The following is a 25,475-nucleotide window of genomic DNA, read 5'->3' as shown; positions in this document are numbered from 1 at the left end:
GCGTGGGAACGATCAGGTGAGGGGGGAGTTATTCGAAGGCGTCGACTTGCTCGAGCAACTCCGCAAGCTTCTGCGGCATCAACCGCGCATCACAACGGGTTTCCACGTTGATGATGATCGCCGGGTCGTTGCAGCAAATCCGCACGCGAAAGCGCCAGTCGCTGAAGATCACCTTCAACCCATCCTGGTCATCCATCTCCAGCGCCTGCTCGCCATACAGCTTTTTCAGATGAGCGAGCAGGGGATAGGGATCACGCATCGGCCGGCGGATATCACCGGACGCCGGAAACACGCCAATCCGCTCCACCAGCAGAATCGTGCCCAGCCAGGACTCGTTGGCGCTGGGCAACGGCTGATGGCGGGACAACCAGCTCATCACCCCGAGGTTACCCACCTCGCGTTCAATCTCTACGGAATGTTGTGCAATGTTCATGGTGGCCTCGTTGGGTGAAGGGAGCCGTCTCAGCGGCCCTTGAGATAAACGTTTTCGTAGCAGAAATTGGTCGCCTGCAAATAACCCTCGGCGTCACCGCAGTCAAAGCGCAGACCTTTGAATTTGTAGGCCAACACGCAGCCGTTCTGTGCCTGTTTCATCAGTGCGTCGGTGATCTGGATCTCGCCGCCCTTGCCCGGTTGGGTGTCGGCGATCAGGTCGAAGATGTCCGGGGTGAGGATGTAGCGGCCAATGATCGCCAGGTTCGACGGCGCATCTTGCGGGGCCGGTTTTTCCACCATGTTGTTGACGCGATAGATGCCGTCGGACATCAGTTCGCCGGCAATCACCCCGTACTTGTGGGTCTGGTCGGCCGGGACTTCCTGGATGGCGACGATCGAGCAGCGGAATTTCTTGTACAGCTCAATCATCTGCGTAAGCACGCCGTCACCTTCCAGGTTCAGGCACAGGTCATCGGCCAGTACCACGGCGAAAGGTTCATCGCCGATCAGCGGACGACCGCTGAGAATCGCGTGGCCCAGACCTTTCATTTCCACCTGACGGGTGTAGGAGAAGGTGCAGGTGTCGATCAGCTCACGGGTGCCGGCGAGAAACTTCTCTTTCTCGGTGCCGCGAATCTGGTGTTCAAGTTCGTAGCTGATGTCGAAATGGTCTTCCAGCGCACGCTTGCCGCGACCGGTGACGATGGCCATGTGTTGCAGGCCGGCGTCCCGCGCTTCTTCAACGGCGTACTCGATCAACGGCTTGTTGACGATCGGCAGCATCTCTTTCGGCATGGCTTTGGTGGCCGGCAAGAAACGCGTGCCATAGCCGGCAGCGGGGAACAAACATTTACGAATCATAAAAGTATCCTGGACAGTCATGGAACACAGGCGACGGATGCGGGCCATAAGCAATGGCTGCAAGTTTCAATATTGATTGAAGGACTACTTTAATACCTGAGTCAGGTTGTTAATGGCAATTAGTTGGGCCAGTAAAACGTGACAATGTTATGAGATGTCGGCAAGTACGTTATTGGTTATTTTTAGTCGGTATCTGTTGATAGTGATGAGTGCGCAGGGAGTGCTAATAAGTAGCCGGGCAATACAGTGTGACCTGCAAAAATATTTATTGCCAGTCATTGAACTAGTTTTGTTTTCGGTTGTTGTCGCCTTATTTGTGTGGAGTGTGACACATCTTCAATGAATCAGGCTTGACACGCTACTTGTCACTCATTCAAAGACGGATCGCGCTATGAAGATTCTGGTAACGGGTGGCGCCGGCTATATCGGCTCGCACACCACACTTGCTCTACTTGAAGCAGGTTATGAAGTTGTCGTACTGGATAACCTTTGCAACAGCAGCGAAGCCGCGTTGCACGCCGTTGAAGGCATTTGCGGCAAGAGTGCCTGGATGATCCGTGGCGATGTCTGCGACCGGGCACTGCTCGACCGGATCTTCCGCGAGCACACGATCGACGCGGTGCTGCATTTTGCCGGCCTGAAAGCGGTCGGCGAGAGCGTGCGCAAGCCGCTCGAATACTACGAGACCAACGTCGGCGGCAGCATCAACCTGTGCCAGGCGATGGCGGCGGCGGGGGTTTTTCGTCTGGTGTTCAGCTCGTCGGCCACGGTGTATGGCGAGCCTGAGCAGATGCCGATTCGCGAGGACTTTCCCACCGGCAATCCGACCAATCCCTACGGCCAGTCCAAGCTGATCGTCGAAAACGTCCTGCGCGACCTGAGCCAGGCCGAGCCGCGCTGGAGCATCGCCTTGCTGCGCTACTTCAACCCGATCGGCGCCCACGCCAGCGGGCACATGGGCGAAGACCCCAACGGCATCCCGAATAATCTGGTGCCGTACATCAGTCAGGTGGCGGTCGGCAGCCTGCAGGAGCTGTCGATCTTCGGCAACGATTACCCGACCATCGATGGCACTGGCGTGCGCGATTACATCCACGTCGTCGATCTGGCGGACGGCCACTTGAAGGCGTTGCAGTCGATCTCCGAACGCAGCGGCATTCATACCTGGAACCTCGGCACCGGCGATGGCTACAGCGTGCTGCAAGTGCTCCACGCGTTCGAGCAGGCCTGCGGGCAACCGGTGCCGTACCGGATGATGCCGCGCCGTTCCGGGGATATCGCCGAGAGTTGGGCGGACGCCTCCAAGGCAGCAAAAGAGCTGGGCTGGAAAGCCACACGCAACTTGCAGGACATGGTCACCGATACTTGGCGCTGGCAATCGAATCATCCCCAAGGCTACTCGCGATGATGGCCATTTAGTCCAATGTTATTTTCAGTCAGGTTGTTAGATAACGTCGGGAAATTACACTGGCAATGCCTTTTGCAAGTCCGTAGATATAAACCTGCCGTTCGACTTTTATCAGTTGGGTAAGACTGTGAAAGAACGACGGATCATGTTCGCGCTTTTTGCGGACTTGAACTCACCACCGCTAACTCAGACGAGTTTTTTAACAAGTCGAATGTTAGAAAGGAGTTGATATGAAAAAAGTGATGGCAGTTGCCCTGTTGACGATGTTGAGCAACTGGGCTGCCGCCGCTGAAGCACCGCTGACAGCGGTAACCAATGTAGGTGGCAACGTGGCGGCTTCTCAAGCGCCCGCAGCCAGTACTGCAATGGTTGCCAGTGCTGTAGCGGCGTCTAACAGCGGTGGCAGTGCCAACGGCGGTACCACCGGTACGACGGGTACCACCGGTACAACCGGCACGCATAACTAACAGGAAGTTCTGTTAGTGCAGTACAGGGTCGCCCGACGCAAGTCGGGTGACTTTGTTTTTGGATTCGCCCTTGAATAGCGTAGTGCCATTATGACTCGTAGTGTTTATCTTTTAATGTTGGCAAGTCTCGCTTTGCAAGGTTGCATGTTTTCCCCCGGTCAATACCTCAGCACCAGTGACATCACCCGCCAGGGTGCCAGCGAAAGCAGCCGGGTCGAGCTGATTCCGATCACGCCCAAGCTGATTGCCATGAACCGCGCCACGCAAAAGCGTGAGTCGCTGCCGCCGGAGCTGTTGGCCACCCCGGCCGAATACCGCATCGGCAACAACGATGTTCTGTACATCACGGTATGGGATCACCCTGAGCTGACGGCCCCGTCCGGCGCGCAACAACAGATCGATGCCAACGGCCGACTGGTGCGCTCCGATGGCACGCTGTATTACCCGTTCATCAAGGAAGTCCAGGCCGCCGGCCGGACCATCCAGCAACTGCGCTCGGACATTGAACAGCGGCTGTCGGCATTTATCGCCGAGCCGCAGGTGGATGTCGCGGTGTTGCGTTTCGCCAGTCAGAAAGTCGTGGTCACCGGCGCGGTAACCAAGGCCGGCCCGCAAGCGATTTCCACCAATCCGCTGAGCGTGGTCGAAGCCCTCGGTTCGGCCGGCATCGACACCAACAACGCCGATCTGTCCGGGCTGTTGCTGACGCGCAAGGGGCGCACTTATCCGCTGAATCTCGACTCGCTCAATCAGCAGGATTCCGAGTTGCAGAACGTCTACCTCAAGGGTGGCGACCAGCTGTATCTGCCATACAACGACAACAAGCGAATCTACGTGATGGGCGAGGTCAATCAGCCCCGTGCGTTGAGTTTCAAGACCGCGACGATGAACCTCACCGACGTGCTCGGTTCGGTTGGCGGCCTGGCCCAGACCACCTCCAATGGCAACGCGGTTTATGTCATTCGTGGCGTGGAAAACCTCGATGTCGAACCGGCGAAGATCTACCAGTTGGAAGCCGAATCGCCCACCGCCATGGCCCTCGCTTCGCACTTCGAAGTGCGTCCGCAGGACGTGGTGTATGTCGGGCCTGCCAACGTGACTCGCTGGAACCGTCTGATCAGCCAGTTGGTGCCGTCGGCATCGATTGTCGGCACCGGCGCTTCCGCTGCGAAGAACTGGAGCGAATACAGTAACAACAGCAAATAAGGTCGCCGACTTTGAACATTCTGAAAGTTGGCCTGTGCCTGACGGCGGCCTCGTTGCTGTGCGGCTGTAATCCGCTGATGAGCGCTTCGTTGAACAACCTTAAAGCGGCGGTTGTCGGCCCGGATGAAGTCGACGTGTCGGCGGCCGAAGTGGCCGGGGTCAACTACCCGCAACTGAAACTGACCACGCCGTCCGGCTCCGGGGTGCTGGCGCTGGTGCGCGAGCGTGAGGACCTGCAGTTCTGGGTCGCCTCGGGCAAACAAGTGCTGTTGCTGCGCAATGGCCTCGCCGTGCGCAGCATTGGCCTGGGCCTGGAAGGCGATCTCGATGGCACGCGGCTGGCCGATGACGCGCCGTTCAAGCAGGGCCTGCATCACGTCGCCGACGGTTTCACCACGCGGCGCTGGATCGACCTCTACAAGGGCCAGGAAGTCGGGGTGATCGTCAACAGCCGCTTCTCGCGCCGCGCCGAACAAACCCTGCAGATTCTCGACAAGGAATACACCGTGCTGCGTGTCGATGAGCAGATTGACGCCCCGGCCATCGGCCTGAGCGCGACCAATCGTTACTGGGTCGACCCGCGTGACGGGTTCATTTTGCAGAGCGAACAGCAACTGACCTCGCAGTTGCGCGTCAAGGTTGTGCAACTGACCCCTGATCGCAGGCACCTGCCGTGATGCGCCTGAAGCTGTTATCGGCGGGCCTGATGCTGGTCGCCAGTGTGAGTCAGGCGGCCGTCACGGTGTCGGGCGATGTCGCCAATCCCGGACCGGTCGCTTTGCCAGCGGGCGGGCGCTTGCTCGATGTGATCGGCGAAGCGGTGCCGAACGCCGAAGGCTATTGGCTGGCGGGCGGGTTGCTGCGGCAGTCGTTGATTGAGGAGCAGACACGGCTCAAGGTCGGCGTGCTGTTTGACCTCGACGTGCTGCAGCGCATGGCGGCGTTGTTTGATCGACCCAGTCGTGTCGCGCTGGCGCAGCGTCTGGCCGAAGAAGTGCGGCAGATGCCGGTGACGGGGCGGCAGATTGCCGATCTCGATCCGGTGGCGCTGGAGGTTGGCTTCGCGCGCAACATTCGCCTCGATGACGGCGATCGTCTGGTTTATCCGAAACGTGTCGATGAAGTGCAAGTGCTGGGCGCAGTCGCCGAGCCGTGCCACTTGCCGTATCAGCCGTTGCAGGAGGCGCGTGAGTACCTGGAAGGCTGCTCGATTCTGGCCGATGCCGAAGCTGATTATCTGTGGCTGATCCAGCCCAACGGCGTGTCGCGGCGCGTCGGCATTGCCCACTGGAATCGCGAGTCCGGGCAGTTTCCGGTGGCCGGCAGCAAGATTCTGGTGCCGGTGAAAAATGATGATCTTGATCCGCCTCTTCCTGAACTGAATCAGCAGTTGGCCGAATTCATTGCCACGCAGCTGGCCGAGGTGGTTCGTTGAAGTTACGTTTTGCAGCTGTGTTGTTATTGCCTTGCGGTCTGGCTCATGCCGAGCCGCGCATTACCCAGAATGATTTCGGTGGCACCGGGCTGTTGCAGACGCCGACCGCGCGCATGGCCCCGGCCGGCGAGTTGAGCGTCAACGCCAACCGCACCGAACCGTACAGCCGCTACAGCGTTTCGTTGCAGCCGCTGGACTGGCTCGAAGGCTCGTTTCGCTACACCGCGATCACCAACCGGCCGTACGGCTCGGAGGCCCTGAGCGGCAGCCAAAGCTATAAGGACAAGGCGGTCGACGTCAAAGTCCGGCTGTGGCAGGAGAGTCACTGGCTGCCCGACGTGGCGCTGGGCTTCCGAGACATCGGCGGTACGGGTTTGTTTTCCAGTGAATTTTTCGTCGCCAACAAGCGCTACGACAATTTCGATTTCAGCGCCGGGATTGCCTGGGGTTACCTCGGTAATCGCGGCGACATGGACAACCCGTTGGGCAACGTCAGTGATCGCTTCGATACCCGCCCGGCACTTGAAGGCACCGGTGACGTCAACTCGGGTTCGTACTTTCGCGGTCGGCCGTCGTTCTTCGGTGGGGTGAGCTATCAGACGCCGTGGGATCGTCTCAGCCTGAAACTCGAATACGAAGGCAATGATTACAAGCACGAGCCGAAGGACAACGAGATCAAGCAGGACTCGCCGATCAACCTCGGCGCGGTGTTCAAAGTCACCGATTCGGTTGATGTCAGCGCGGCGTGGGAGCGCGGCAATACGGCGATGTTCGGCGTGACCTTCCACACCAATTTCGTCAGCCGCAAGGCACCGGCCAAGACTTACGACCCGACTCCGGAACCGTTGCCGGCGAAGGCGCCGACCACGGCGATGGATCAGGTCAACTGGGCCAATGTGTCGCAACGCTTGCAGCAGAACGCCGGCTACAAGGTCGAGCGCATCACGCAGCGTGATTCGGAATTGATCGTGTATGGCGAGCAGCAGCGCTACTTCCATTCGTCGAAGGCGGTCGGGCGGGCGAGCCGGATTCTTGATAACAGCGTCAACGACGACATCGACTGGTTCACCGTGGTCAACAAGCGCTACGACTTGCCGCTGGAAGAAACCAGCTTGCCGCGCCAGACCTTCCGCGAAGTGATCAGCAACGAGGAGCCACTGGAGTCTTTGCACCGCACCACCGAGATCAACCCGGCGATGCCGCACAACGAGAAAACCCTCTACACCGAAGCGCCGCAGCATTTCAGCTATGGCGTCGGGCTGGGCTTCAAGCAGAACGTTGGTGGTCCGGATGGTTTGCTCTATCAATTGAGTGCTGATGCCGACGCTGAATACCGCTTCAATCGCAACACTTGGTGGAGCGGTTTGCTTAGCGCCAACCTGGCCAACAACTTCGACAAGTTCACCTACGACGCGCCGAGCGGTTTGCCGCGAGTGCGTACGGATTTACGCCAATACCTGACCACGTCCAACACGACCATGCCGTTGTTCCAGGTCAGCCATGCCGAGCAACTGGATAAAGACCTGTACGGCATGGTGTATGGCGGTTATCTGGAGTCGATGTTCGCCGGTGTCGGCGGTGAAGTGTTGTTCCGCCCCACCGGTGAACGCTGGTCGGTGGGCGCGGATCTGAACTGGCTGCGTCAGCGCGATTTCGATCAGGGTTTTGCCCTGCGTGATTACTCGGTGGTGACCGGGCATGTCACGGCGTATACGGATCTGCCGTTCGATACGCTGGCGGCGGTTAGCGTCGGGCGTTATCTGGCTGGGGATTGGGGTGGCACCGTGGACATCTCGCGCGAGTTTTTCAATGGCGTGCGCTTTGGCGCTTGGGCGACCATTACCACGGCGGGCAGTGCTGAATATGGCGAAGGTAGTTTCGACAAAGGCATCTACCTGTCGATCCCGTTCGACGAGATGATGAGCATGTCGACCATGCGCCGCGCCAACCTGGTCTGGGCGCCGCTGACCCGTGACGGTGGTGCGCGACTGAATCGCGGCTACCAACTGCACTCGATGACCGATAGCCGGGAAGGGGACATGTTTTATCGCAATTTCGAGAAGATCACGGAGTAAGCGCGGATCTCCGAAACACCCGAATCCCTGTGGGAGCTGGCTTGCCAGCGATGAGGCCGGCACTTGCAACATTGATGTCGCCTGACCCACCGCCATCGCCGGCAAGCCAGCTCCCACAGTTATGTGTCTAGCCATAAGGCCTGAGCCAAGCACAGCTTCCCCTGGTTATGTGTCTAGCTGTAAGGCCTGAGCCAAGCACAGCTTCCCCAGGTTATTTGTCTAGCTGTAAGGCCTGAGCCAAGCACAGCTTCCCCAGGTTATGTGTCTAGCCATAAGGCCTGAGCCAAGCACAAATCCCCTGTGGGAGCTGGCTTGCCAGCGATGAGGCCGGCACTTGCAACATTGATGTCGCCTGACCCACCGCTATCGCTGGCAAGCCAGCTCCCACAGGTTTTTGCATCCACGCCCAATTACTCTCGCGCGCCAAATCCCACGCACAAAAAAAGGGGACTTTCGTCCCCTTGCGGTATCCAGCGTTGAACCTCAGTAAATATCCTTCGACAGCAACGTAAACGGCGTCTTCACCAGGATCTTCAGATCCAGCCACAACGACCAGCTGTTGATGTACTGCAGGTCAATCTCCACACGCTTCTGCATCTTGTCGATGGTGTCCGTCTCACCGCGGCAGCCGCTGATCTGGGCCAGGCCGGTGATCCCCGGTTTAATCCGGTGACGCGCCATGTACGCGAGGATTTTCCCCGAGTAGTAGTTGTTGTGCGCGACGGCGTGCGGGCGAGGGCCGACCAGGGCCATGTGCCCCTGCAACACGTTGAACAGTTGCGGCAACTCATCCAGCGAAGTGCGGCGAATAAAGCGACCGACTGCGGTGATGCGCGAGTCATTACGGCTGGCCTGCTTCACGTCACGGTCATCGTGAACACGCATCGAGCGGAACTTCCAGACCTTGATCACCTTGCCGTTCCAGCCATGGCGATCCTGCTTGAAGAACACCGGGCCGGGCGAGTTGATCTTCACCGCCAGCGCAATGATCAGCAGGATCGGGCTCAACGCGATGATCGCCAGAAACGCCACGGTTTTCTCGACCAGACTCTTGCTCAAAGCAGCAGTAGGGCGGCTGGTCAACGGGCTCTCGTTCAAGTAGATCGCCGGCAGACCGTCCACCACCTTCACCGAGTGATTGAGCAGGGTCAGACTGTTCAAGTCCGGCACCCACACCACGTCGACGTTGGCGCCGAGCAAATCGCCATAAATCGCCTCGATTTTCGCGGCTTCACACAGCGGCAGGGTGATGTACAAGCGACGAATGTCATGCGCCTCGATCAGCTCCAGCAACTGTTCCTGATCGCCAACAACGCGCGGTGCATCCGAACCCAGCGCCGACACATCGCCATTGCTGACCAAACCTACCAAAGGCAGGTTTTCCAGTTGGCTGAGCTTCTTTGCCAGACCCAACGCCAGTTCGCCGGTACCGACGATCAGCGTCTTGTGCTCGCTTTTACGCGATCGTTGGTAGTACTTGGAAAACGCATGCAGCGGCGCGTAGAGAAACGCCTGACCGAGGAAGCCATACACCGCCCAGCTCAGAATCACCTGCCGCGAAAACAGCTCATCGGCCTGGCAGACAAAGGCGATGCACGCCAGCGCCGCCATGGTCATCGACCAACCCATGAACAGTCGACCGAGACCGGTCAGGTAGTTGTCACGCTTGCGGTAAACACCGCTAAACGTATAAGCCGGCACCGACGCCAGTACCGCCAGCGTTGCACACATCCGGTAGTAAAACGCGACCGTCCCGGTGTGTTGCTCGGCGAGTATGAACAGCAGCGTCACCACAAAGCCCTGTGCCAGCGCCCATTGGCCCCAAAAGGTCAGTCCCTTGAGGCCTGTGCTTCGATTGATACTTAAAGAAAGATCCATACGGTATCCCCAAAAGACGTCCATTCAGGTTTCAACAGTTGAAAACCGAGTTGTTATGCAGACTTATTGTTTTTGTTGTAACGAGTGTCCTGAGGTAACAACATCGATATGCCGAACTGTCGTCAGTCAATAGACTAAGTTATTGGCTTGAATGGTGTCTGACGAGTTCTAACAAGATGGCACAGTGCCAACTTTTTAATAATTAAATAGCAGGGTGTTAGAAAAGGTCGCAGAGCAGGGGGTGAATAAATGATGTTGTATTTGTTACTGTTGGAGGGTGGAGGCAGGGAGTGTTTAATTCAGGGAGGAGGGTGAAGCCAAACAGAGTGCTCTTGTTGTTTTTGTAATCGCACTTTTGCCTGTTTGTTCTGTTCGTGGAAGTCTTGCGGGTTACGCGACGATTTCCTGAATCAGGCAATAACCGCGGTTTCTGACGGCACGAAACAGTCGCTCACCATTACTGGCGCTTTTGAATTTGTCTTGCAGGCGACTCAGGCACATTTCCAGGCCGCGATATTGTTCCGGTTCTCGACCGATGCTGAGAATCAGCTCGTCACGACTGACAACACGCTCTTCATGGCTGAGCATTTTCCTGACCAATGCTGTTTCCAGGCCCGTCAGGCTGATTTCGACACCTTCTTTGACCAGTGCACCCTGATCAGGGTCCAGATGCCAGGTTTCATTGCCAGGTAGTTCACCGTCAACGGCAGGCGGCATGTTGCGGGTTCCCCCGGTAATGGCCGGGACATTCTGGAAAGGATTAGCCGATTGCGCAGCGCGCCATTCGGACTCAAGCGTGGCCAATATTCGCTGAGTATCGTGTTCGATACTGCGCGGGGCGTTTTTACGATTGATGCCTGGATATGTGAACTCCATCACCATTGGAGCGGAAGAGGGTGAATCAACCCCTTCAAACGAATTGAAACGTTCACTGGACAGCATGCTCTCCAGTTCGCGTTGCGACGTTGTACTGTGAGTCACGACAACAAAATATTTCCTTGGGAGGGTTGTACTAGTTTCCATGTCTCTCTCCTGAATACATACCAAAATTGGCTAAAAGATAAATCGGCAGGCGAGCAATGACTTCCTCGGAAGTAATCGATAGGCAGGGTCTGGGCCCAAGATTGGCCCTCGATAAATTCCACTCGATCTGCTGCTATGTTATGGAGTTTTATTGTTATGGGTCGTGTTGTCGCGCTCATTCAATTGCTTGATTTCAAACAGGCGTGAAGCAGAACGGGAGCTATATGGTTGCATTAGACGATCCTTCGTACGTATGCAAATGGGATGGCTGCCCGAGAGTCAGGCAGTCGATATCAGACCCCGCAGCAGGCGATAGCCATAGCCGCGAATGCTCTGAATCGCGTTTGTACCATACATGTCCTTGATTTTTCCACGCAAGCGACTGATCGACTTCTCCAGTGCTCGAGGGTCGTAGAAATTGGTGTTGAGGCCCATGATGCTGGCGATTTCATCATGGCTCAGAATGTGATTACTGGTTTGCGCAAAGGCTTCGAGAATCTTCATCTCGGCAAACGAGATATCGAGTTTCTTGCTGGTGCCCATCAGGCAGATACGGGTTGGATCAAGCGTCAGATCGATATCGCGTTGCCATTCTTCACTGTTGAAGAACTCGCCCAGCAACTCGGCGCCAGCGTCGGAAAGGGTATTGAGCTTGATACAAATATCCGCGCCAGCCAGATAATATTTGATCTTGTTGAAGGCGCCGCGACCGGTGATGACCGCGCAAATGATCGGTTTCAAGTTGTCGCTGCGCAGGTTCTCGACCAAGGCAAGATTGTCTTCGAGGGCCTGTGGGCTGTCGATAACCAGGAAGATCGCTCGATACGAACCAGACTGTTCATTCAACTGATATGAACTAGTGTACGCGCTGGCTTCGAGCGCCATATCAGTGCGTAAATGCTGGGCGACTAGCGCTTTGACATGTTCAGCCACGCCACGGGTACGACCCAAAGTAAGAATACCAGGTTCGTCATTTGTCGGGCGCGGACTACTGGTCGCTAAGTTCCCTGAGAGCATCATGCATTGACTCGAATTAAGTGCTGACATCGGGATGTTAAAGCACCGGTTCTCATCTGTGACTGACAATTGGTAACATTCACGCGTTTTTTAGACGTGGCTCCCGAGTTTTCTAACAATAATTAAGCATTTCAAGCTTTTAGTTGATTTTCTCGGGAGGGTGAACTACTGCTTAGATGGTGGCTATATGCAATGGTGCCACTATTTTGAGCTTATCGCGATGGCTTTGTCTATGTCTAATTGCCACTGTCTGGCCATCTCGGAATAATGTGATATTGATCACACTTTATTGCCAGAGCAACTTTTTTCTGCAAAAAGGCCTAAATATTTTTCGCGTAGTTCGTCAGCCGACGATTATTAACATGGCTTGAGTATGGCAATTCATAAGACCTATTCTTCAAGATCAAAAGATCGCAGCCTTCGGCAGCTCCTACAGGTGAATGCATTTCAAATGCAGGAGCTGCCGAAGGCTGCGATCTTTTGATCTTCATAATGTGCCAATTGTGCAACTTCAGATACTCAACCCCTGAGTGTTATTACCCGGTCGCTCGCCACGAGCGCTCTGACGGAGGATTAATGGATTTCTGGACCCTTTTCCAGGTGTTGATATTAGGTGCGGTAGAAGGCCTGACCGAGTTCTTGCCGATCTCGAGTACCGGCCACCAGATCATCGTCGCCGACTTGCTGGAATTCGGCGGCGAACGCGCCATGGCGTTCAACATCATTATTCAACTGGGTGCCATTCTTGCCGTCGTCTGGGAGTTTCGACCGAAGATCTTCGACATCATCAAAGGCCTGCCCACCGAACGTAATGCCCAACGCTTCACCCTCAACTTGCTGATTGCCTTTCTACCCGCTGTGGTCTTGGGCGTGTTATTCGCCGATGCGATCCACGAATACCTGTTCAACCCGATCACCGTTGCCATGGCACTGGTCGTCGGCGGCATCATTATGTTGTGGGCCGAACAGCGCAGCCATGTGATCAGCGTCGAACACGTCGACGACATGCGCTGGTCTCACGCACTGAAAGTCGGTTTCGTACAATGCCTGGCGATGATTCCCGGCACCTCACGCTCCGGCTCGACCATCATCGGCGGTCTGCTCTTCGGCCTGTCACGCAAAGCCGCCACCGAGTTCTCGTTCTTCCTCGCCATGCCCACCATGGTCGGCGCCGCCGTGTACTCCGGCTACAAATACCGCGACCTGTTCCAGCCCAACGACCTGCCAGTCTTCGCCCTCGGCTTCGTCACCGCGTTCATCTTCGCGATGATCGCCGTACGCGGCTTGCTCAAGTTTATTGCCAACCACAGCTACGCCGCGTTCGCCTGGTACCGGATCGCGTTTGGTTTGTTGATTCTGGCGACGTGGCTGTTTGGCTGGGTCAACTGGACCGCCGCAGCGGCCGCCTGATCACTGAGCGCTGATCAACGCCGCCACGGCGAGATCGTTTAACGTCGAATCCGACGACTCCTGACGAAAGCGCTGCAAGGCCGAGGTGAAATACGCGGCCTGCAGCATGCCGTCGCTGGCCAGATAGAGTCGCGCGTCTTCTTGCTCCTCGGCGGAGTAAACACGCTTGTGACTGTCGGTCGTTTCCTGGCTGGACGAAATAGGTGCGAGGATCAAAGACACCAAAGTGAAGCCGGAAAACTGCGTCACCTCCCACGGCGTATCGGTACGGCCCATGCAAAAGCCATCGCAGTGCGCATAAACGTTGGAGGTGAAGCTGAACAAGGTGAGGAGGGTGAAACGCTTGAAAGCAGAAAAAGTAAACGCGGGCATAAACGAAAGACATCCTGTCAGTACATCAAAACGCCGGGCAACGCTCATGCGTCGCCCCCACACTCAAACCATCAATCAACGACCTTCAAGCAACTCAGCCGCCTGATCCAGCAACGCCAGCGGATCCTTGGCCTTGTGAATATCCACCGACAACAACTGACGGAATTTCCGCGCCCCCGGGAACCCCGTGCCCAGGCCCAGCACATGCCGCGTGATGTGATGCATCGCCCCACCGGCCAACAAATGCTCGGCTATATAAGGACGCAACTGCGCCAGCGCCTCAGCCCGACTGATCACCGGCGCCGAACTGCCAAACAACTGCTGATCCACCTCCGCCAGCAAATACGGATTGTGATAAGCCTCACGCCCCAACATCACACCGTCGAACGTCTGCAAATGCTCATGGCAAGCCTCCATCGTCTTGATCCCGCCATTCAGCACAATCTCCAACTCCGGAAAATCCGCCTTCAGCTGCGCCGCCACGTCATAACGCAACGGCGGAATGTCACGATTCTCCTTCGGCGACAACCCCTCCAGAATCGCAATCCGCGCATGCACGGTGAAACTGGTGCACCCGGCATCGCGGACGGTGCCGACGAAATCGCACAGCTCCGCGTAACTGTCCCGACCGTTGATGCCGATGCGATGCTTCACCGTTACCGGAATCGACACCGCATCACGCATCGCCTTCACACAATCCGCCACCAGTTGCGGATGACCCATCAGGCACGCGCCGATCATGTTGTTCTGCACACGATCACTTGGGCAGCCGACGTTCAGGTTCACCTCGTCGTAGCCATGTTCCTGGGCCATGCGCGCGCAGGCTGCCAGATCCAACGGAACACTACCGCCCAACTGCAGCGCGAGAGGGTGCTCGGCTTCGTTGTGACGGAGGAAGCGTTCGTGATCGCCGTTGAGGAGAGCGCCGGTGGTGACCATTTCGGTGTAGAGCAGGGCGTTCTTCGACAGGAGGCGTAGGAAGAAACGGCAATGGCGGTCGGTCCAATCCATCATTGGGGCGACGGAGAAGCGGCGGGAGAGAGGGGCGGGCGTGGTGATCGGGGACATTGGCGGTTCTAGATTGGATGGGGCTGGGAGGTGCGGGAGTTTATCAGGATTGACGCGTTCAGTTCTTAAGGTTTCAGAGAGCTATGCGGATCCATCTCGTCTCTCACTCGGAATCTGTAGGCTAAGAAAAACATCCTTTGGATGATCCGTCGAGGAATGTGCTAGTCGTTCTCCAGGAAAGTGTGCTTTCCTTTGGGGAGCTGCAGTTATAAGCTGCAGCCCCACTGAAAAAATAAAATAATCGTGGTATCAAGGAGGAAGCTGTGACAGCAATTTCTGTGAGTTTGATTAATATGAAGGGTGGAGTTGGCAAGACTACCCTCGCAGCGCAGCTGGCGCATACCGCCGATACAAAACGCCTGCGGACTTTAGCTATTGATCTCGATCCACAAGCGAATTTAAGTCAGGCTCTCATGGGGGCAAGGGGCTACGTCGACCATTTAAATCAAAAAAGACCAACCATAGTAAATTTATTTGAGCAGTACCTTCCTCCAACTATTAGTTCTCCTAGTCCGACAAAGTGCACGATTGATGATGTGATAATTAAGGGGGCGGGCTACCGCTCAAACACGATGCTTGATCTGATTCCGAGCAGGCTCGAGCTTTCAAATACTTTAAAAAATCCCACAGGTAAAGAGAGGAAGCTCGCAAAGGCATTAGCCAGCGTAGTCGAAAATTATGATTTGATAATAATTGATTGTGCGCCTACGGAGTCTATTCTCACTGATGCAGCCTATCATGCGAGTCGCTACGCCCTAGTGCCAGTAAAACCAGAATTTTTGGCTACGATCGGGCTTCCCTTGCTTGCGAATTCTGTTCTTGAATTTAAGGCGGAAAACTCCGATCATGCTTTAGATATTTGTGGGATTGTTTTCAATCATTCATCATCTTACTCAGATGGGCCTGAAACTGCTGCATCGGTCAGGGAAGTTACTGAAGAGGCAAGTAAGAATAAATGGCATGTATATGATACCCATGTAAGGTATTCCCGTTCATACGCAAAGGCAGCTAGGGAAGGTACGCCAATTGGCTCCACAAGTCATGTGAGAACGAACGTTCCGCGACAGTTCTCCTCTTTTACGCAAGAGTTTTTCAAATCAATTGGATTAGAGTAACTTATGAAATCTAAAGAGATTTTAGATCTTGAAGTGGCATTGCTCTTTTTGAGATATGGGCGAAAAACAGTTTTTCAAGCCATTGCACGTCATGAGCATCTCTCTGAAGGGGAGATACAGCGTGAGATAGAAGCATTGTTCTTACGTCAGCATGGGTTGGCTGTAAAAAAAAGAAATGCTGTTAAGCAGTTTCATCTTAATTCGGTGCTTTCTTCAGATGATGAAAAAAATAATCTGCTACAAGAGCTGTATGCGAAATTTGAAAATAGAACATTTCTTCCTGAGTTGAAAGATGTTAAGCGTTTTTTCGATCGGTACGGTAAAGATCAGAAAAATTTGAAGTCTCGCGCAAGTGCTCAAAGTGTCCTTTTTCGATTTTTGGCGAATTTAGAAGTTGTCGAATTGAAGAAAATTCTAGCCACTCCAGTCTTCAAGGGTGAATTTTCATCGTTAGGTTTGATTTCAGACGAGATTCTTCGGAATAGTATCTCGAAGAGAAGTGATGAGCCTACCTGAAAGAAATAGCTGGTATCTCAGGATTAGTATTTTGGTAAATATCAAGACATTTTGGACTAAGGGTTAAAGTAATACGTTGCATTTTTCACGCTGGTGCTAAGTCTGTTCTGGATGTGTGATTTTGTATAAGTCGAGATATTGGTATCCGATATTTTTTCGAAGCAACATCTCACATTGCACTGTATAAGCGCGAAATTACATTCGTTTAAGCGTGTAACATCATCGCCCTACGCTGCCTACAACACCTTGGGCAAAAGGTGACGGATTTATTTATAGGGATGGGTCTTGGCAGTAAATAAATCCGTAGCCTTTGTCCCGGGAACGGGGGAGCAGTCTAAGCCCGCATAACTTTATTCCAGTCGATCTCATGCCCAGCGGCTTCAAGTTCACGGCCCAAAGCTTGCTTCCAGCTGTTGCCGTCCATGGACTCCCACACCACACCGGCAAAATCACTGGGAATCTCCACGGTGCCGCGCTTCAATGCACACACTTTCTCTCTGCCGAGACGGCCAAGGAAATAGCCCAGCTCGAGCAAGACGTTCTGTCGCGCTCGTGGTTCTGGTTTACCACCTTTGGCGCAGCCCTCATCGTCTGGAGTCAGCAGCACTACCGCGAAATCCACCTGTCCATGCGCTTCGACTTTCTCCATGATTGTGCGGCCTTGGTTGGCTTGCTCATGCAGAATGATTGGTTCAAAGCCCAGTTGCATCAAAAAGCGCGCTACTGCTTCCCTTGGGCCTTCCTCATGGCCGTGCACCACAAAGACCCGCTTAGAAAGCGCTGCCGCAGCTCCAGCGTCTGACGATGTACTTACAATCGAATTCTCATGCTCGGCAAGATCCTCTTGCAGCGTGTCTTGAGCAGCTTTGAGCAATCCAAGAGACCGGTTGATATTTTTTCTGACATTGCCGCTGTAATCTGGAACTTGACCACTCAGAATCTCCAGTGCTCCGCCATAGCGAAGATTTGCGGCAGCAATAAAACGCTGATAGGCCGAGGAGTTTTCACCGAAACAACGTTCCAGAATGTCTTTGATGGTTAATGTCAAAGAGTCCAATTTTTGAGATTCGCCATCGACCAACGTGAGAATGTTGAACTCGCTGAGTTCGCCAATACATTTGTCTAAACGCTCAATTCCCCGCTCAATGGCCAGAGGAGAAAGCTGCAGTTTGGGCTTCAAGGAAGCGGCTGGTGGTTTTTGGCCCATCAAGTGAATCCTTTCTCATCCTATGTGTGATAAAGACATTATCACCTACAAACAAAGGTAGCGGTGGCTGCGCTGGTGATCAACGTGGAAACTTGCCCACATTCCTTTCCTTCGGCTTGAAGAAGCGCTACTTGACGCGACCAGCGTTCCCGCCAACTGCCCTCAGTACACCACGGACCGTCTCATCGGTGTCACTCAAATCTGGTGTTTCAGTAAGAAGGGTCAGCTCTATCAGAGTCGGCACTAGAGCCAGCTGATCTTGGTACACCCTTTCCAGCATACCCAAATCAAGAATAGTGTCTGGCATTGCAACGGCTCTTCCCAAGAAAGGAGCGGTACTGCAAAAGTGTTTTATTCGATGGTCAGCAATTCGGGAAACGCTTAAATTTTGCTACAAACCGATGTGCTTACGATGGTTCACCCATGCAGGCTGGGTGGGCGATGAGATACTGCGTCCAATCCATCATCGGAGTGACGGGCAGCGCTTGAAAGAGGAGCGCAGTGCTCTTTGCACAGTTTTGAATCGATCACCTTGCTCGTAGAGCCTTTCCAAACAGAAAAAACACTTTTGTTTAAAGGAAGCCTGTTGCTGCAGTCTTGAGCCTACACTCCCTTGCTCTTCCCCCTACACCTAAGACAGAATCCCCCGGCTTGTACGTCTAGCCCGCACGTTCTATCGTCCCCCCATCACTGAAAACCAGTGATCGGGTTTGGTAGCCCGCTTCGTGTCTAGATGCATCGCATCACCAATTTCAGTCGCTTTCCCAGGGCTCGGATTTCATGGTGGTCATGCGTGGGGCTCATTCGTGGGCGCCGGGTTCTAGTGCGACCGGTCTACCAACCCGCGTATGGCCGCCACCCATCGTTTGGTAGCGAGGGTGATGGCTTCTTTTAGTAATCGCGCTAGAGGTTCCATCTATGTTCAAAGTAACGCCCAACCCGCCGGACACCGATCCCGCATCCCCCTACGAATCCCTCAAATCCAAAAAACTCCACGAAGCCGCCGAGCGCGCCCTCGATCACTACCTCCTTCCCGCCGGCCACATCATGTCCTGCGTAAACGAGCCCGAGCGCATGTACCTCGCCAATCCGAAGTACGACTCGGAATCCCTGCTAGCCAATGCCAGTGAAACGCTGAGTTCCGCCTCGGAAATGCTCAACAACTTCGCCGCCGCACTCGACCCCTCGCACCGCAAAACCGCTTTGGGCATTGCGCAGGTGGTGATGTTGGGGGAGTTGGCGGTGAATCAGGTGTTGGATAAGGTCGAAATCAAGCCGTAAACCCCTCGCTCCTCTGTGTCGTGCAGCCACTGCTCGCCGCAGAGGGGCCAGGCACCTGAATCCGCATTTTCAGCCCCGTTTTACGCCAATAGCGATGTGCCACAAATCATGATGGCAATGCGTCATCACGCCGCTCGAAAAGTTCAACGATTATACAAAAATATAAAGTTGTACAAGTTTTCGCAAAATTAATAGCATCCCTCCAGACACCTTTGCTGAAACGATAAATCCAGCGTGCAGACGCTCTGTTTGCGACGTGACGGGTTTGTCTGCCGGTGCTCGCGTCGGGTTTGTTTTCGACGCTTCAACAGCATCGGCATTTGCATTTCAGGGACAGCTGGAGCGTCCCGTATTACGCCTTGGATGACGACCCCGAATGTCTGGACGGTGACTGTGGTTACCGGAGATCAATTTTTTGTGCCTGGCGTTTCGCGTCAGGGCGTTTGAGGCTGAATATGGCAGTTGCATCGAATTTCCTGGGTGACATCAAGGTTTCCCGCAAGCTGGGAACCGGCTTCGGCATTCTTTTGCTGGCCGTTTTGGCGGTTGCCTTCATTGGCTATAACAGCAACGGCGTGCTGGTTGATCGTTTGAGTACGACGCGTCTGATCGGCACGTTGAATGACGCGACGCAAGATATGCGGCTGTCCGAGAAACAGTACGAAGCCGCCGCTGACGCAGCGTTCGCCGAGTCCTATAACGCTCAGCTGAATGTCTTGCAGGGTCTTGTGAGCAAGGCGCTGGACACGTTGACCCGCGCTGAGAACCAGCAAGCCTTGAAGGCTTTGCAAGCCACGATTGTTGCCTACGACCAGAAGGTCAAGCGGCTGATCGCTGCCGATCAATCGACCACGGATGCCCTGAAACCGCTGACGGCGCTGTCGGACAAGTACGCGCAAACTTTTGCCGGCATGCTTGAAGGCACCACGACCAGTGCACTGGCGTCTGCCGATGGCGAACGCGTTCGGGAGCTGCGCACAGTGGCCGATTTGCGCAATGGCATGACCACGTTTCGCCTGATGTTGCGTCGTTACATTGCGGTGCCCAACGACGTGAACAAAAAACTGATGATGGAAACCATCGATAGCTTCTTGAGTGATATCACCAAGGCGCGCACCAGCCTGCCGACGGCCCTGTCGAGCCAACTGGAAGAAGCGCACGCCGGCATGCGGCGTTATCGCGAAGTACTGGTGGAAGTGGCCGGGCTGTTCGAGCAGAAGCAGAACATGCGCGAGCAGGTCGACCAGGAAAGCAAGGCGATGGACAAAATCATGACTGGCCTGATGGACACCCAGCAGCGCCTTGCGCGTGAGGATCAGCATTCGGCCTTTATTCAGATGGCCGGATTGACTGTGTTGGCGCTGGTGATCGGGCTGTTTGCTTCGGTGGTCATCTCTCGCCAGATCACGGCGCCGCTGGCGCTGACGGTTGATCTGGCCCGACGCATTGCCAAAGGCGACCTGACGGTACAGGCCAAGTCAAACCGCAAAGATGAGTTGGGCGATCTGCAGAATGCGATGCAGGACATGGCGCAGAACCTGAACACGCTGGTGCAAGGTATCGGCAATGGCGTGACGCATATCTCCACCTCTGCGGAAAAACTCTCGGCCATGAGCGAGCAGACCAGCGCGGGTGTGCGTCAGCAAAAAAGTGAAGTGGATCAAGTCGCCACGGCGATGCACGAAATGGCCTCGACCGTGCAGGAAGTTGCGCGTAACACCACCGATGCCTCCGCTGCCGCGACCCTGGCCGATCAGCAGGCGCGCCACGGCAGTACGGTGGTGAAGCAGGCGACGGTGCAGATCAGCGAACTTGCTATGGCCATTGAAGAGTTGGGCGGTGCGATGAACGTGCTGACTCAGGACAGCGAGCAGATCGGCAAAGTCATCGATGTGATCAAAGCCGTCGCCGAGCAGACCAATCTGCTCGCGTTGAACGCCGCGATCGAAGCGGCGCGGGCGGGGGAGCAGGGCCGTGGTTTTGCCGTGGTGGCAGACGAAGTGCGCTCGCTGGCGCAGCGCACGCAGGACTCGACCAAGGAAATCGAAGCGCTGATCGTCACCCTGCAACAAGGCACGCAAGCGGCCGCGACGCTGATGGCCTCCAGCCGCGAGCGCACCCTCGATACGGTGGAGTTGGCGCAGAAAGCCGAATTGGCGATTACCGAGATCAATCAGTCCATCGGTACGATCCAGGAAATGAGCCTGCAGATCTCGGCCGCCGCCGAGCAGCAAAGTGCCGTGGCCGACGAAATCAACCGCAGCATTGTCAGTGTGCGTGATGTGGCGGATCAGTCGGCTGTCGCCAGCGAAGAAAGTGCGGCGGCGACCATTGAGTTGGCGTCACTGGGGCAGGACCTGCAGCGAATGACCGCGCATTTCCGCACCTGATCTTTTCAACTTGGCGCACGCGGTGCCTTCAACTATTCAGGCGCCGCAGGGCTACAGTTATCGCCTCGTTTGCAGATAACCAAGGCCAGCAGCTGTTTTATTTATCGCCATGGAAGGTTGCACGCCGTCATCAGGTGGTTCATGACCGACTTTCCAAAATCATTCGCGTCTCCCGGAGGCTGCCAGGGCTGTAAGAACAAAGGCGTGCCGGACATGGATTTCGCCTTCGCTTTTCAGCCCATTGTGGATCTGCGCGATCAAACGACGTTTGCCCATGAAGCCTTGGTTCGTGGCGTGAACGGTGAAGGCGCCCTGTCTGTCCTGGAGCAGGTGGACGATCAAAACCGTTATCGATTCGATCAACTGTGTCGTGTGCGGGCGATTTCCACGGCGGCTGAGTTAGGCATGACGCAGTACCTGTCGATCAATTTTCTGCCGAATGCCGTTTACCGGCCGGAAGTGTGCATTCGCAGCACGCTGGAAGCGGCGCGCACTTACGGCTTTCCGCTGGAGCGGCTGATCTTCGAAGCCGTGGAAGGCGAGCACGTTGAAAGCAACAAGCATTTGATGAGCATCTTGCGTGAGTATCGTGAGTTTGGTTTCAAGACAGCGATCGACGACTTTGGCGCAGGCTATTCCGGCCTTAACTTGTTGGCGGATTTTCAACCGGACTTGATCAAGCTGGATATGGCGCTGATCCGCAATATTCACCGCGACCGGGTGCGCCAGACCATCGTGCGTAACGTGGTGAACATGTGCAGAGAGTTGGGCGTGGAGGTGATCGCCGAGGGCATAGAAGATGCTGAGGAAAGAGACTTTCTCGCCGATTGCGGCATTTATCTGATGCAGGGCTACTGGTTCGCCAGGCCTGCCTTCAAATCCATCGCGCAGATCCCGACAAGTGCGTGGCTGAAGCGATGATCGCTTTCAGCTCGCGCTGATCCGCTCGATAACTTGGCTCAGCGCCGTACGTTTGTTGAGCCATTCAGTGTTGGTAGTCCCCCTGTCGATGAGCAAAGTTTCATCTTGCCGTGTGTGGCGCAGGCCTAGGATGTTGGCACAAGATCATCGCTTTTTATCCCGAGGGAATCGTGCCATGCGCCTGAATGTCGTCAAAGTGCTGTTGGTTGCCGCAGCGATATCGGTGTTGAGTGCGTGTTCAGGCGCAGGTGGCTTGACCACTACCAGTTGTTTCTCCGGCGACTGTCAGTCGCCGGAGGGGCGCAACGCCAATACGTTGAAGTTCGGCGGCAACAGTATCGGCAGCAGTCTCAATCAGTACAGCTCCGGCATGTTGCATGACGATTAAGGATTACTGCGCGGCAGGTACGGCGATCCACTCGCTCAGGGTTTGCTGATATTTGCCGGTAACTTTGCTCAAGTGCAGCCACTGATCGACGTACAGTTTCCAGCTGATGTCATCGCGCGGCAGCAGATACGCCTTCTCGCCATATTGCATGTACTGATGCGGATTCACCGCGCACAAGCCCGGTTTGAGTTTCTGCTGATACAGCGCCTCCGAGGCGTCGGTGATCATCACGTCGGCCTTGTTGTCGAGCAGTTGCTGAAAGATCGTCACGTTGTCGTGCAGGGCCAGTTGCGCCTTGGGCAGGAAGGCGTGGACGAAGGCTTCGTTGGTGCCGCCGGCGGGTTCGACCAGGCGCACGTTGGGCTGGTTGATCTGTTCCACCGTCTGGTACTTGCTGACATCGTCGCAACGTACCAGCGGGATCTTGCCGTCAGTGTCGAGGGTGTTGCTGAAGTAGGCTTTTTTCTGCCGTTCGAGGGTGACCGAGATGCCGCCCATGCCGATGTCGCACTTGCCGGCCTGCATGTCCGGCATCAGGGTTTTCCAGGTGGTTTGCACCCATTCGACTTTGACCCCGAGGCTGTCGGCCAGTGAGCGGGCCATGGCGATGTCGATGCCTTCGAATTCGCCGTCGGTGCGTTTGAAGGTGTACGGCTTGTAGTCGCCGGTGGTGCACACGCGCAACTGGCCTTGTTGCTGGATGCTGTCGAGGTGCGAAGCGCTTGGCTCGGCGTGGGCGCCGGCGGCTACGCTCAGCAGGCCGCAGAGGATCATTGTGCTTTTTAGTGTTGTCATTGTGATCGGGCTTCCGGGAAGGACGGTGGCCCAGTGTAGTGAAAGGCTTTGTCGGGTGTCATCCCGGGTCCGGACTCAACGTGCCGAGCCACGCCACCAATGCAACGATCAGCAAGGCCATTGCCAGTTCAACCACCACGCTGCGTCTGAGCGCATTGGCCGCGATGGCATGCTGCCCATCGCGCAACGATTGTTGCAGGGACGGGCCAAGGTGAAAGCGGTTCAATGCCGCCAACACCAACATCCCGGCAAACAACACGACCTTGATCGCCAGCAGCATCCCGTAAGTGCCGAGCAACACGTCATCCAGCCTCGGCCCGACGATGAACAGGTAATTCACTGCACCGGTAATCGACAGTGTCAGTACGATCACCGCGCCAATCCATTCGAAGCGCTTGACCGAAACAACCAGCGAACGAATACGCGATTCATCGATCATTCCCCGCGCCATCAACACCAGCGCCAGCATCGCACCCAGCCATGCGCCCGCCGCGAGCAGGTGCAGAATGTCGCTGAGAAAATGCCAGAACCGCAGCGCGCCCTCGTCCATCGCCCCATGCCCGCTCCACGCGAGAGAGGCGAGGGCGACGGCGCCGGCCATCGATGCAAGCCCTGCGCCGGGCCTGATCAACACCACGATCAGCGCGCTCATCCGCAGCGCCCACGCCAGCCCGACGTCGGTTTCCAGCAACATCATCTGCAGATGCGGCCACAGCGCCGCGAACGTCGCTTCGCCGCTCATGGCGCGGGTCATCAACACCAGTCCGGCGCCTGACAACAGCGTCCCGATCAACGCCATCCCGCGCAACATCGGCCGAAACCGCAGCAGTGTCTCAGCGCTGTACAGCGCAAACAACGCCAGCCCGAACAACAGCAGCAAATCCATATACAACGCAAATCGCAGGAGGATGTTGATCAGTTCAGCCATCGCTCACTTCACTTTGAACGTGACATTGCCGGTGATCGGGTGCGTATCGCTAGACACCGCGCGCCATTGCACTTGGTAGGTGCCGGCCGGCAGCGGCGCGAGCGGGGTGATCAGCATGCTTTTCGGGTCGCTGCCGGCACTGACTCTGGCTTTCATCGGCATCGGCGAATGGGCCATGCCGGGCATTTCGGTCATGACCAGTTTGGCGCCGGAGAACTGCGTCAACAGGTTCTCGGAAAAGTGCAGTTCTATCTTGCCGGGTGCGGCGCCGTCGGCACCTTCGGCGGGGGTCGACGAGAGCAGTTTCGGGTGGGCCTGGGCGAGGCTGCTCAGGAGCAAGCCGCTGGCGAGTGCAAGGGTGATGTTCAAGGTGCGCATGCAAGACCTCTGGGTTGTTTTCCAATGGGATTCAGAACCACATCCGCACGCCGAGGACGAGGCGCGCTTCGCTGCGATCCTCGCCTTCTTCGCGGGCGTAATCGGCGGTGTTGCCGTAGGTACGGTTCCACGTCACGCCGATGTAGGGGGCAAATTCGCGGCGGATTTCGTAACGCAGGCGCAGGCCCGCCTCGGTGTTGGCAAGCCCGGAACCGATGCCCCGTTGCGCATCGTTCTTGCCGTAGACGTTGACTTCGGCGGTGGGTTGCAGGATCAGGCGATTGGTCAGCAGGATGTCGTAGTCACCCTCGAACCGCAGCGCGCTCTGGCCGCCTTCACCGATAAACGCGGTGGCCTCGGCTTCGAAGTTGTACAGCGCCATGCCCTGCACACCGAACGCGGCCCAGGTCTGCGGCGCGCCGGGTTTGAAGTCCTGCCGCACGCCGCTGACCACGTCCCACCACGGTGATATTGCATGGCCCCAGAGCGCCTGAATCTCGGCGTCTTCGGTCTTGCCGTTGCTGCGTTCGCCTTCGGAGCGCAGCCACAGACGATCGATATCGCCACCGATCCAGCCGGACAGATCCCAGGCCAGCGCGCTGCCGTCATCGGCGTCCTGCCATTCGAGTTTGTCGGCAAAAAAGTAGCTGTTGATCGCGCTGTCGTGGACCTGATGGCCGCCGGGGCTGGTGAACACGGCGGCGCGGTCGGCGTCGGTCAGGGGCGGGATCGGCGTGCGGCTTTCGGTCGGCGCGGCGGGCTGCATCATGCCGTCGTCCATGCTTTGCATTGCCGAGTGATCCATGCCGGACATCTGGCTGTGATCCATGCCCGGCATGTCGCTGGCGGCCATCGCCGAACTGCCGATCAGCAGCAAGGAAAATGCAGTGAGTCGAGTCAT

General features: G+C 56.1%; 25 protein-coding genes and 1 pseudogene. 14 read left to right on the top strand and 12 right to left on the bottom strand.

Translation table 11 applies throughout. From position 1 onward, the window contains the following. Positions 1-28 precede the first annotated feature (28 nt). Complete coding sequence (locus M9827_RS20900) at positions 29-433, bottom strand: phosphohexomutase domain-containing protein (RefSeq protein ID WP_250606954.1); 405 nt, start codon at positions 431-433, stop codon at positions 29-31. A gap of 29 nt (positions 434-462) precedes the next feature. Then, positions 463-1,296 (bottom strand): UTP--glucose-1-phosphate uridylyltransferase GalU, encoded by an 834-nt coding sequence (gene galU, locus M9827_RS20895; protein WP_007910549.1) that lies wholly within the window; start codon positions 1,294-1,296, stop codon positions 463-465. Positions 1,297-1,687: 391 nt separating this feature from the next. Between galU and galE the strand changes: the two genes are divergently transcribed. The 6 genes from galE (at position 1,688) to M9827_RS20865 (ending at position 7,887) form a co-directional block, all read left to right on the top strand. Continuing rightward, positions 1,688-2,704, top strand: coding sequence for a UDP-glucose 4-epimerase GalE (galE, locus tag M9827_RS20890; RefSeq protein ID WP_250606952.1), 1,017 nt, complete (start codon positions 1,688-1,690; stop codon positions 2,702-2,704). A gap of 230 nt (positions 2,705-2,934) precedes the next feature. Then, entirely contained in the window at positions 2,935-3,171 is a 237-nt protein-coding gene (locus M9827_RS20885; RefSeq protein ID WP_007910552.1) for a hypothetical protein, read from the top strand. A gap of 90 nt (positions 3,172-3,261) precedes the next feature. Next, entirely contained in the window at positions 3,262-4,377 is a 1,116-nt protein-coding gene (locus M9827_RS20880) for a polysaccharide biosynthesis/export family protein (protein ID WP_205941802.1), read from the top strand. Positions 4,378-4,388: 11 nt separating this feature from the next. Next, positions 4,389-5,054 (top strand): YjbF family lipoprotein, encoded by a 666-nt coding sequence (locus tag M9827_RS20875; protein WP_250606950.1) that lies wholly within the window; start codon positions 4,389-4,391, stop codon positions 5,052-5,054. Then, positions 5,054-5,812, top strand: coding sequence for a capsule biosynthesis GfcC family protein (locus tag M9827_RS20870; protein ID WP_250606949.1), 759 nt, complete (start codon positions 5,054-5,056; stop codon positions 5,810-5,812). The genes M9827_RS20875 and M9827_RS20870 overlap by 1 nt, the downstream gene beginning before the upstream one ends. After that, positions 5,809-7,887 (top strand): YjbH domain-containing protein, encoded by a 2,079-nt coding sequence (locus tag M9827_RS20865; RefSeq protein WP_250606947.1) that lies wholly within the window; start codon positions 5,809-5,811, stop codon positions 7,885-7,887. The genes M9827_RS20870 and M9827_RS20865 overlap by 4 nt, the downstream gene beginning before the upstream one ends. Positions 7,888-8,370: 483 nt before the next feature. Here M9827_RS20865 and M9827_RS20860 read toward each other — a convergent pair whose 3' ends face one another. The 3 genes from M9827_RS20860 to M9827_RS20850 form a co-directional block, all read right to left on the bottom strand. Beyond that, entirely contained in the window at positions 8,371-9,765 is a 1,395-nt protein-coding gene (locus M9827_RS20860; RefSeq protein ID WP_007950006.1) for an undecaprenyl-phosphate glucose phosphotransferase, read from the bottom strand. Between the two features lie 390 nt (positions 9,766-10,155). Then, positions 10,156-10,788 (bottom strand): winged helix-turn-helix domain-containing protein, encoded by a 633-nt coding sequence (locus tag M9827_RS20855; RefSeq protein ID WP_250606946.1) that lies wholly within the window; start codon positions 10,786-10,788, stop codon positions 10,156-10,158. A gap of 279 nt (positions 10,789-11,067) precedes the next feature. Beyond that, positions 11,068-11,808: a winged helix-turn-helix domain-containing protein gene (locus tag M9827_RS20850; RefSeq protein WP_250606945.1), complete on the bottom strand. Its 741-nt coding sequence runs from the start codon at positions 11,806-11,808 to the stop codon at positions 11,068-11,070. A gap of 573 nt (positions 11,809-12,381) precedes the next feature. Between M9827_RS20850 and M9827_RS20845 the strand changes: the two genes are divergently transcribed. Continuing rightward, complete coding sequence (locus tag M9827_RS20845) at positions 12,382-13,215, top strand: undecaprenyl-diphosphate phosphatase (protein ID WP_250606944.1); 834 nt, start codon at positions 12,382-12,384, stop codon at positions 13,213-13,215. Here the strand turns inward: M9827_RS20845 and M9827_RS20840 are convergent, their stop codons facing one another. Together M9827_RS20840 and dusA are read right to left on the bottom strand one after the other, a co-directional pair. Further along, positions 13,216-13,635 carry a DUF2388 domain-containing protein gene (locus tag M9827_RS20840; protein ID WP_250606942.1) on the bottom strand — a complete coding sequence of 140 codons (420 nt, stop codon included), beginning with the start codon at positions 13,633-13,635 and terminating at the stop codon, positions 13,216-13,218. A gap of 27 nt (positions 13,636-13,662) precedes the next feature. Continuing rightward, positions 13,663-14,655, bottom strand: coding sequence for a tRNA dihydrouridine(20/20a) synthase DusA (dusA, locus tag M9827_RS20835; RefSeq protein WP_250606940.1), 993 nt, complete (start codon positions 14,653-14,655; stop codon positions 13,663-13,665). 263 nt (positions 14,656-14,918) lie between these two features. Here dusA and M9827_RS20830 point away from each other — a divergent pair, with 263 nt between their 5' ends. Next, entirely contained in the window at positions 14,919-15,770 is an 852-nt protein-coding gene (locus tag M9827_RS20830) for a ParA family protein (protein WP_250606938.1), read from the top strand. A gap of 3 nt (positions 15,771-15,773) precedes the next feature. After that, positions 15,774-16,286, top strand: a complete 513-nt coding sequence (locus M9827_RS20825) for a hypothetical protein (protein WP_250606937.1) — start codon at positions 15,774-15,776, stop codon at positions 16,284-16,286. Positions 16,287-16,620: 334 nt separating this feature from the next. On the opposite strand, the gene M9827_RS20820 is transcribed toward M9827_RS20825, so the two are convergent. After that, positions 16,621-17,493: a TIR domain-containing protein gene (locus M9827_RS20820; protein WP_250606936.1), complete on the bottom strand. Its 873-nt coding sequence runs from the start codon at positions 17,491-17,493 to the stop codon at positions 16,621-16,623. A gap of 918 nt (positions 17,494-18,411) precedes the next feature. Here M9827_RS20820 and M9827_RS20815 point away from each other — a divergent pair. From M9827_RS20815 to M9827_RS20800, 5 genes and pseudogenes are all read left to right on the top strand, one after another. Then, a complete protein-coding gene (locus tag M9827_RS20815) occupies positions 18,412-18,774 on the top strand; it encodes a DUF6124 family protein (RefSeq protein ID WP_250606935.1) in 363 nt (120 codons plus the stop codon). Positions 18,775-19,229: 455 nt separating this feature from the next. Further along, positions 19,230-20,306: pseudogene (locus M9827_RS28050) on the top strand (methyl-accepting chemotaxis protein); the annotation flags it as partial. Then, complete coding sequence (locus tag M9827_RS28045; protein ID WP_502943463.1) at positions 20,292-21,164, top strand: methyl-accepting chemotaxis protein; 873 nt, start codon at positions 20,292-20,294, stop codon at positions 21,162-21,164. The pseudogene M9827_RS28050 and the gene M9827_RS28045, both read left to right, overlap by 15 nt. A gap of 141 nt (positions 21,165-21,305) precedes the next feature. Continuing rightward, positions 21,306-22,085: a S6 modification regulatory phosphodiesterase RimA gene (gene rimA, locus M9827_RS20805; RefSeq protein ID WP_250607018.1), complete on the top strand. Its 780-nt coding sequence runs from the start codon at positions 21,306-21,308 to the stop codon at positions 22,083-22,085. Between the two features lie 175 nt (positions 22,086-22,260). Beyond that, the gene (locus tag M9827_RS20800) at positions 22,261-22,473 is read left to right on the top strand and encodes a hypothetical protein (protein ID WP_250606932.1); all 213 of its coding nucleotides are present in this window, start codon (positions 22,261-22,263) and stop codon (positions 22,471-22,473) included. 3 nt (positions 22,474-22,476) lie between these two features. Here the strand turns inward: M9827_RS20800 and M9827_RS20795 are convergent, their stop codons facing one another. The 4 genes from M9827_RS20795 to M9827_RS20780 are packed head-to-tail and all read right to left on the bottom strand — an operon-like array spanning position 22,477 to position 25,475. Continuing rightward, positions 22,477-23,268, bottom strand: a complete 792-nt coding sequence (locus M9827_RS20795) for a transporter substrate-binding domain-containing protein (RefSeq protein WP_250606931.1) — start codon at positions 23,266-23,268, stop codon at positions 22,477-22,479. 58 nt (positions 23,269-23,326) lie between these two features. After that, entirely contained in the window at positions 23,327-24,196 is an 870-nt protein-coding gene (gene copD / locus M9827_RS20790) for a copper homeostasis membrane protein CopD (protein ID WP_250606930.1), read from the bottom strand. 3 nt (positions 24,197-24,199) lie between these two features. Beyond that, positions 24,200-24,574 carry a copper homeostasis periplasmic binding protein CopC gene (copC, locus tag M9827_RS20785; RefSeq protein ID WP_250606929.1) on the bottom strand — a complete coding sequence of 125 codons (375 nt, stop codon included), beginning with the start codon at positions 24,572-24,574 and terminating at the stop codon, positions 24,200-24,202. Positions 24,575-24,605: 31 nt separating this feature from the next. Beyond that, positions 24,606-25,475, bottom strand: a complete 870-nt coding sequence (locus M9827_RS20780) for a copper resistance protein B (RefSeq protein ID WP_250606928.1) — start codon at positions 25,473-25,475, stop codon at positions 24,606-24,608.

Origin of the sequence: Pseudomonas sp. AKS31 (genome assembly GCF_023634765.1) — a bacterium.
In the GTDB taxonomy this organism is placed as follows: Bacteria; Pseudomonadota; Gammaproteobacteria; order Pseudomonadales; family Pseudomonadaceae; genus Aquipseudomonas.
This window is presented reverse-complemented; position numbering and strand designations above follow the sequence as displayed.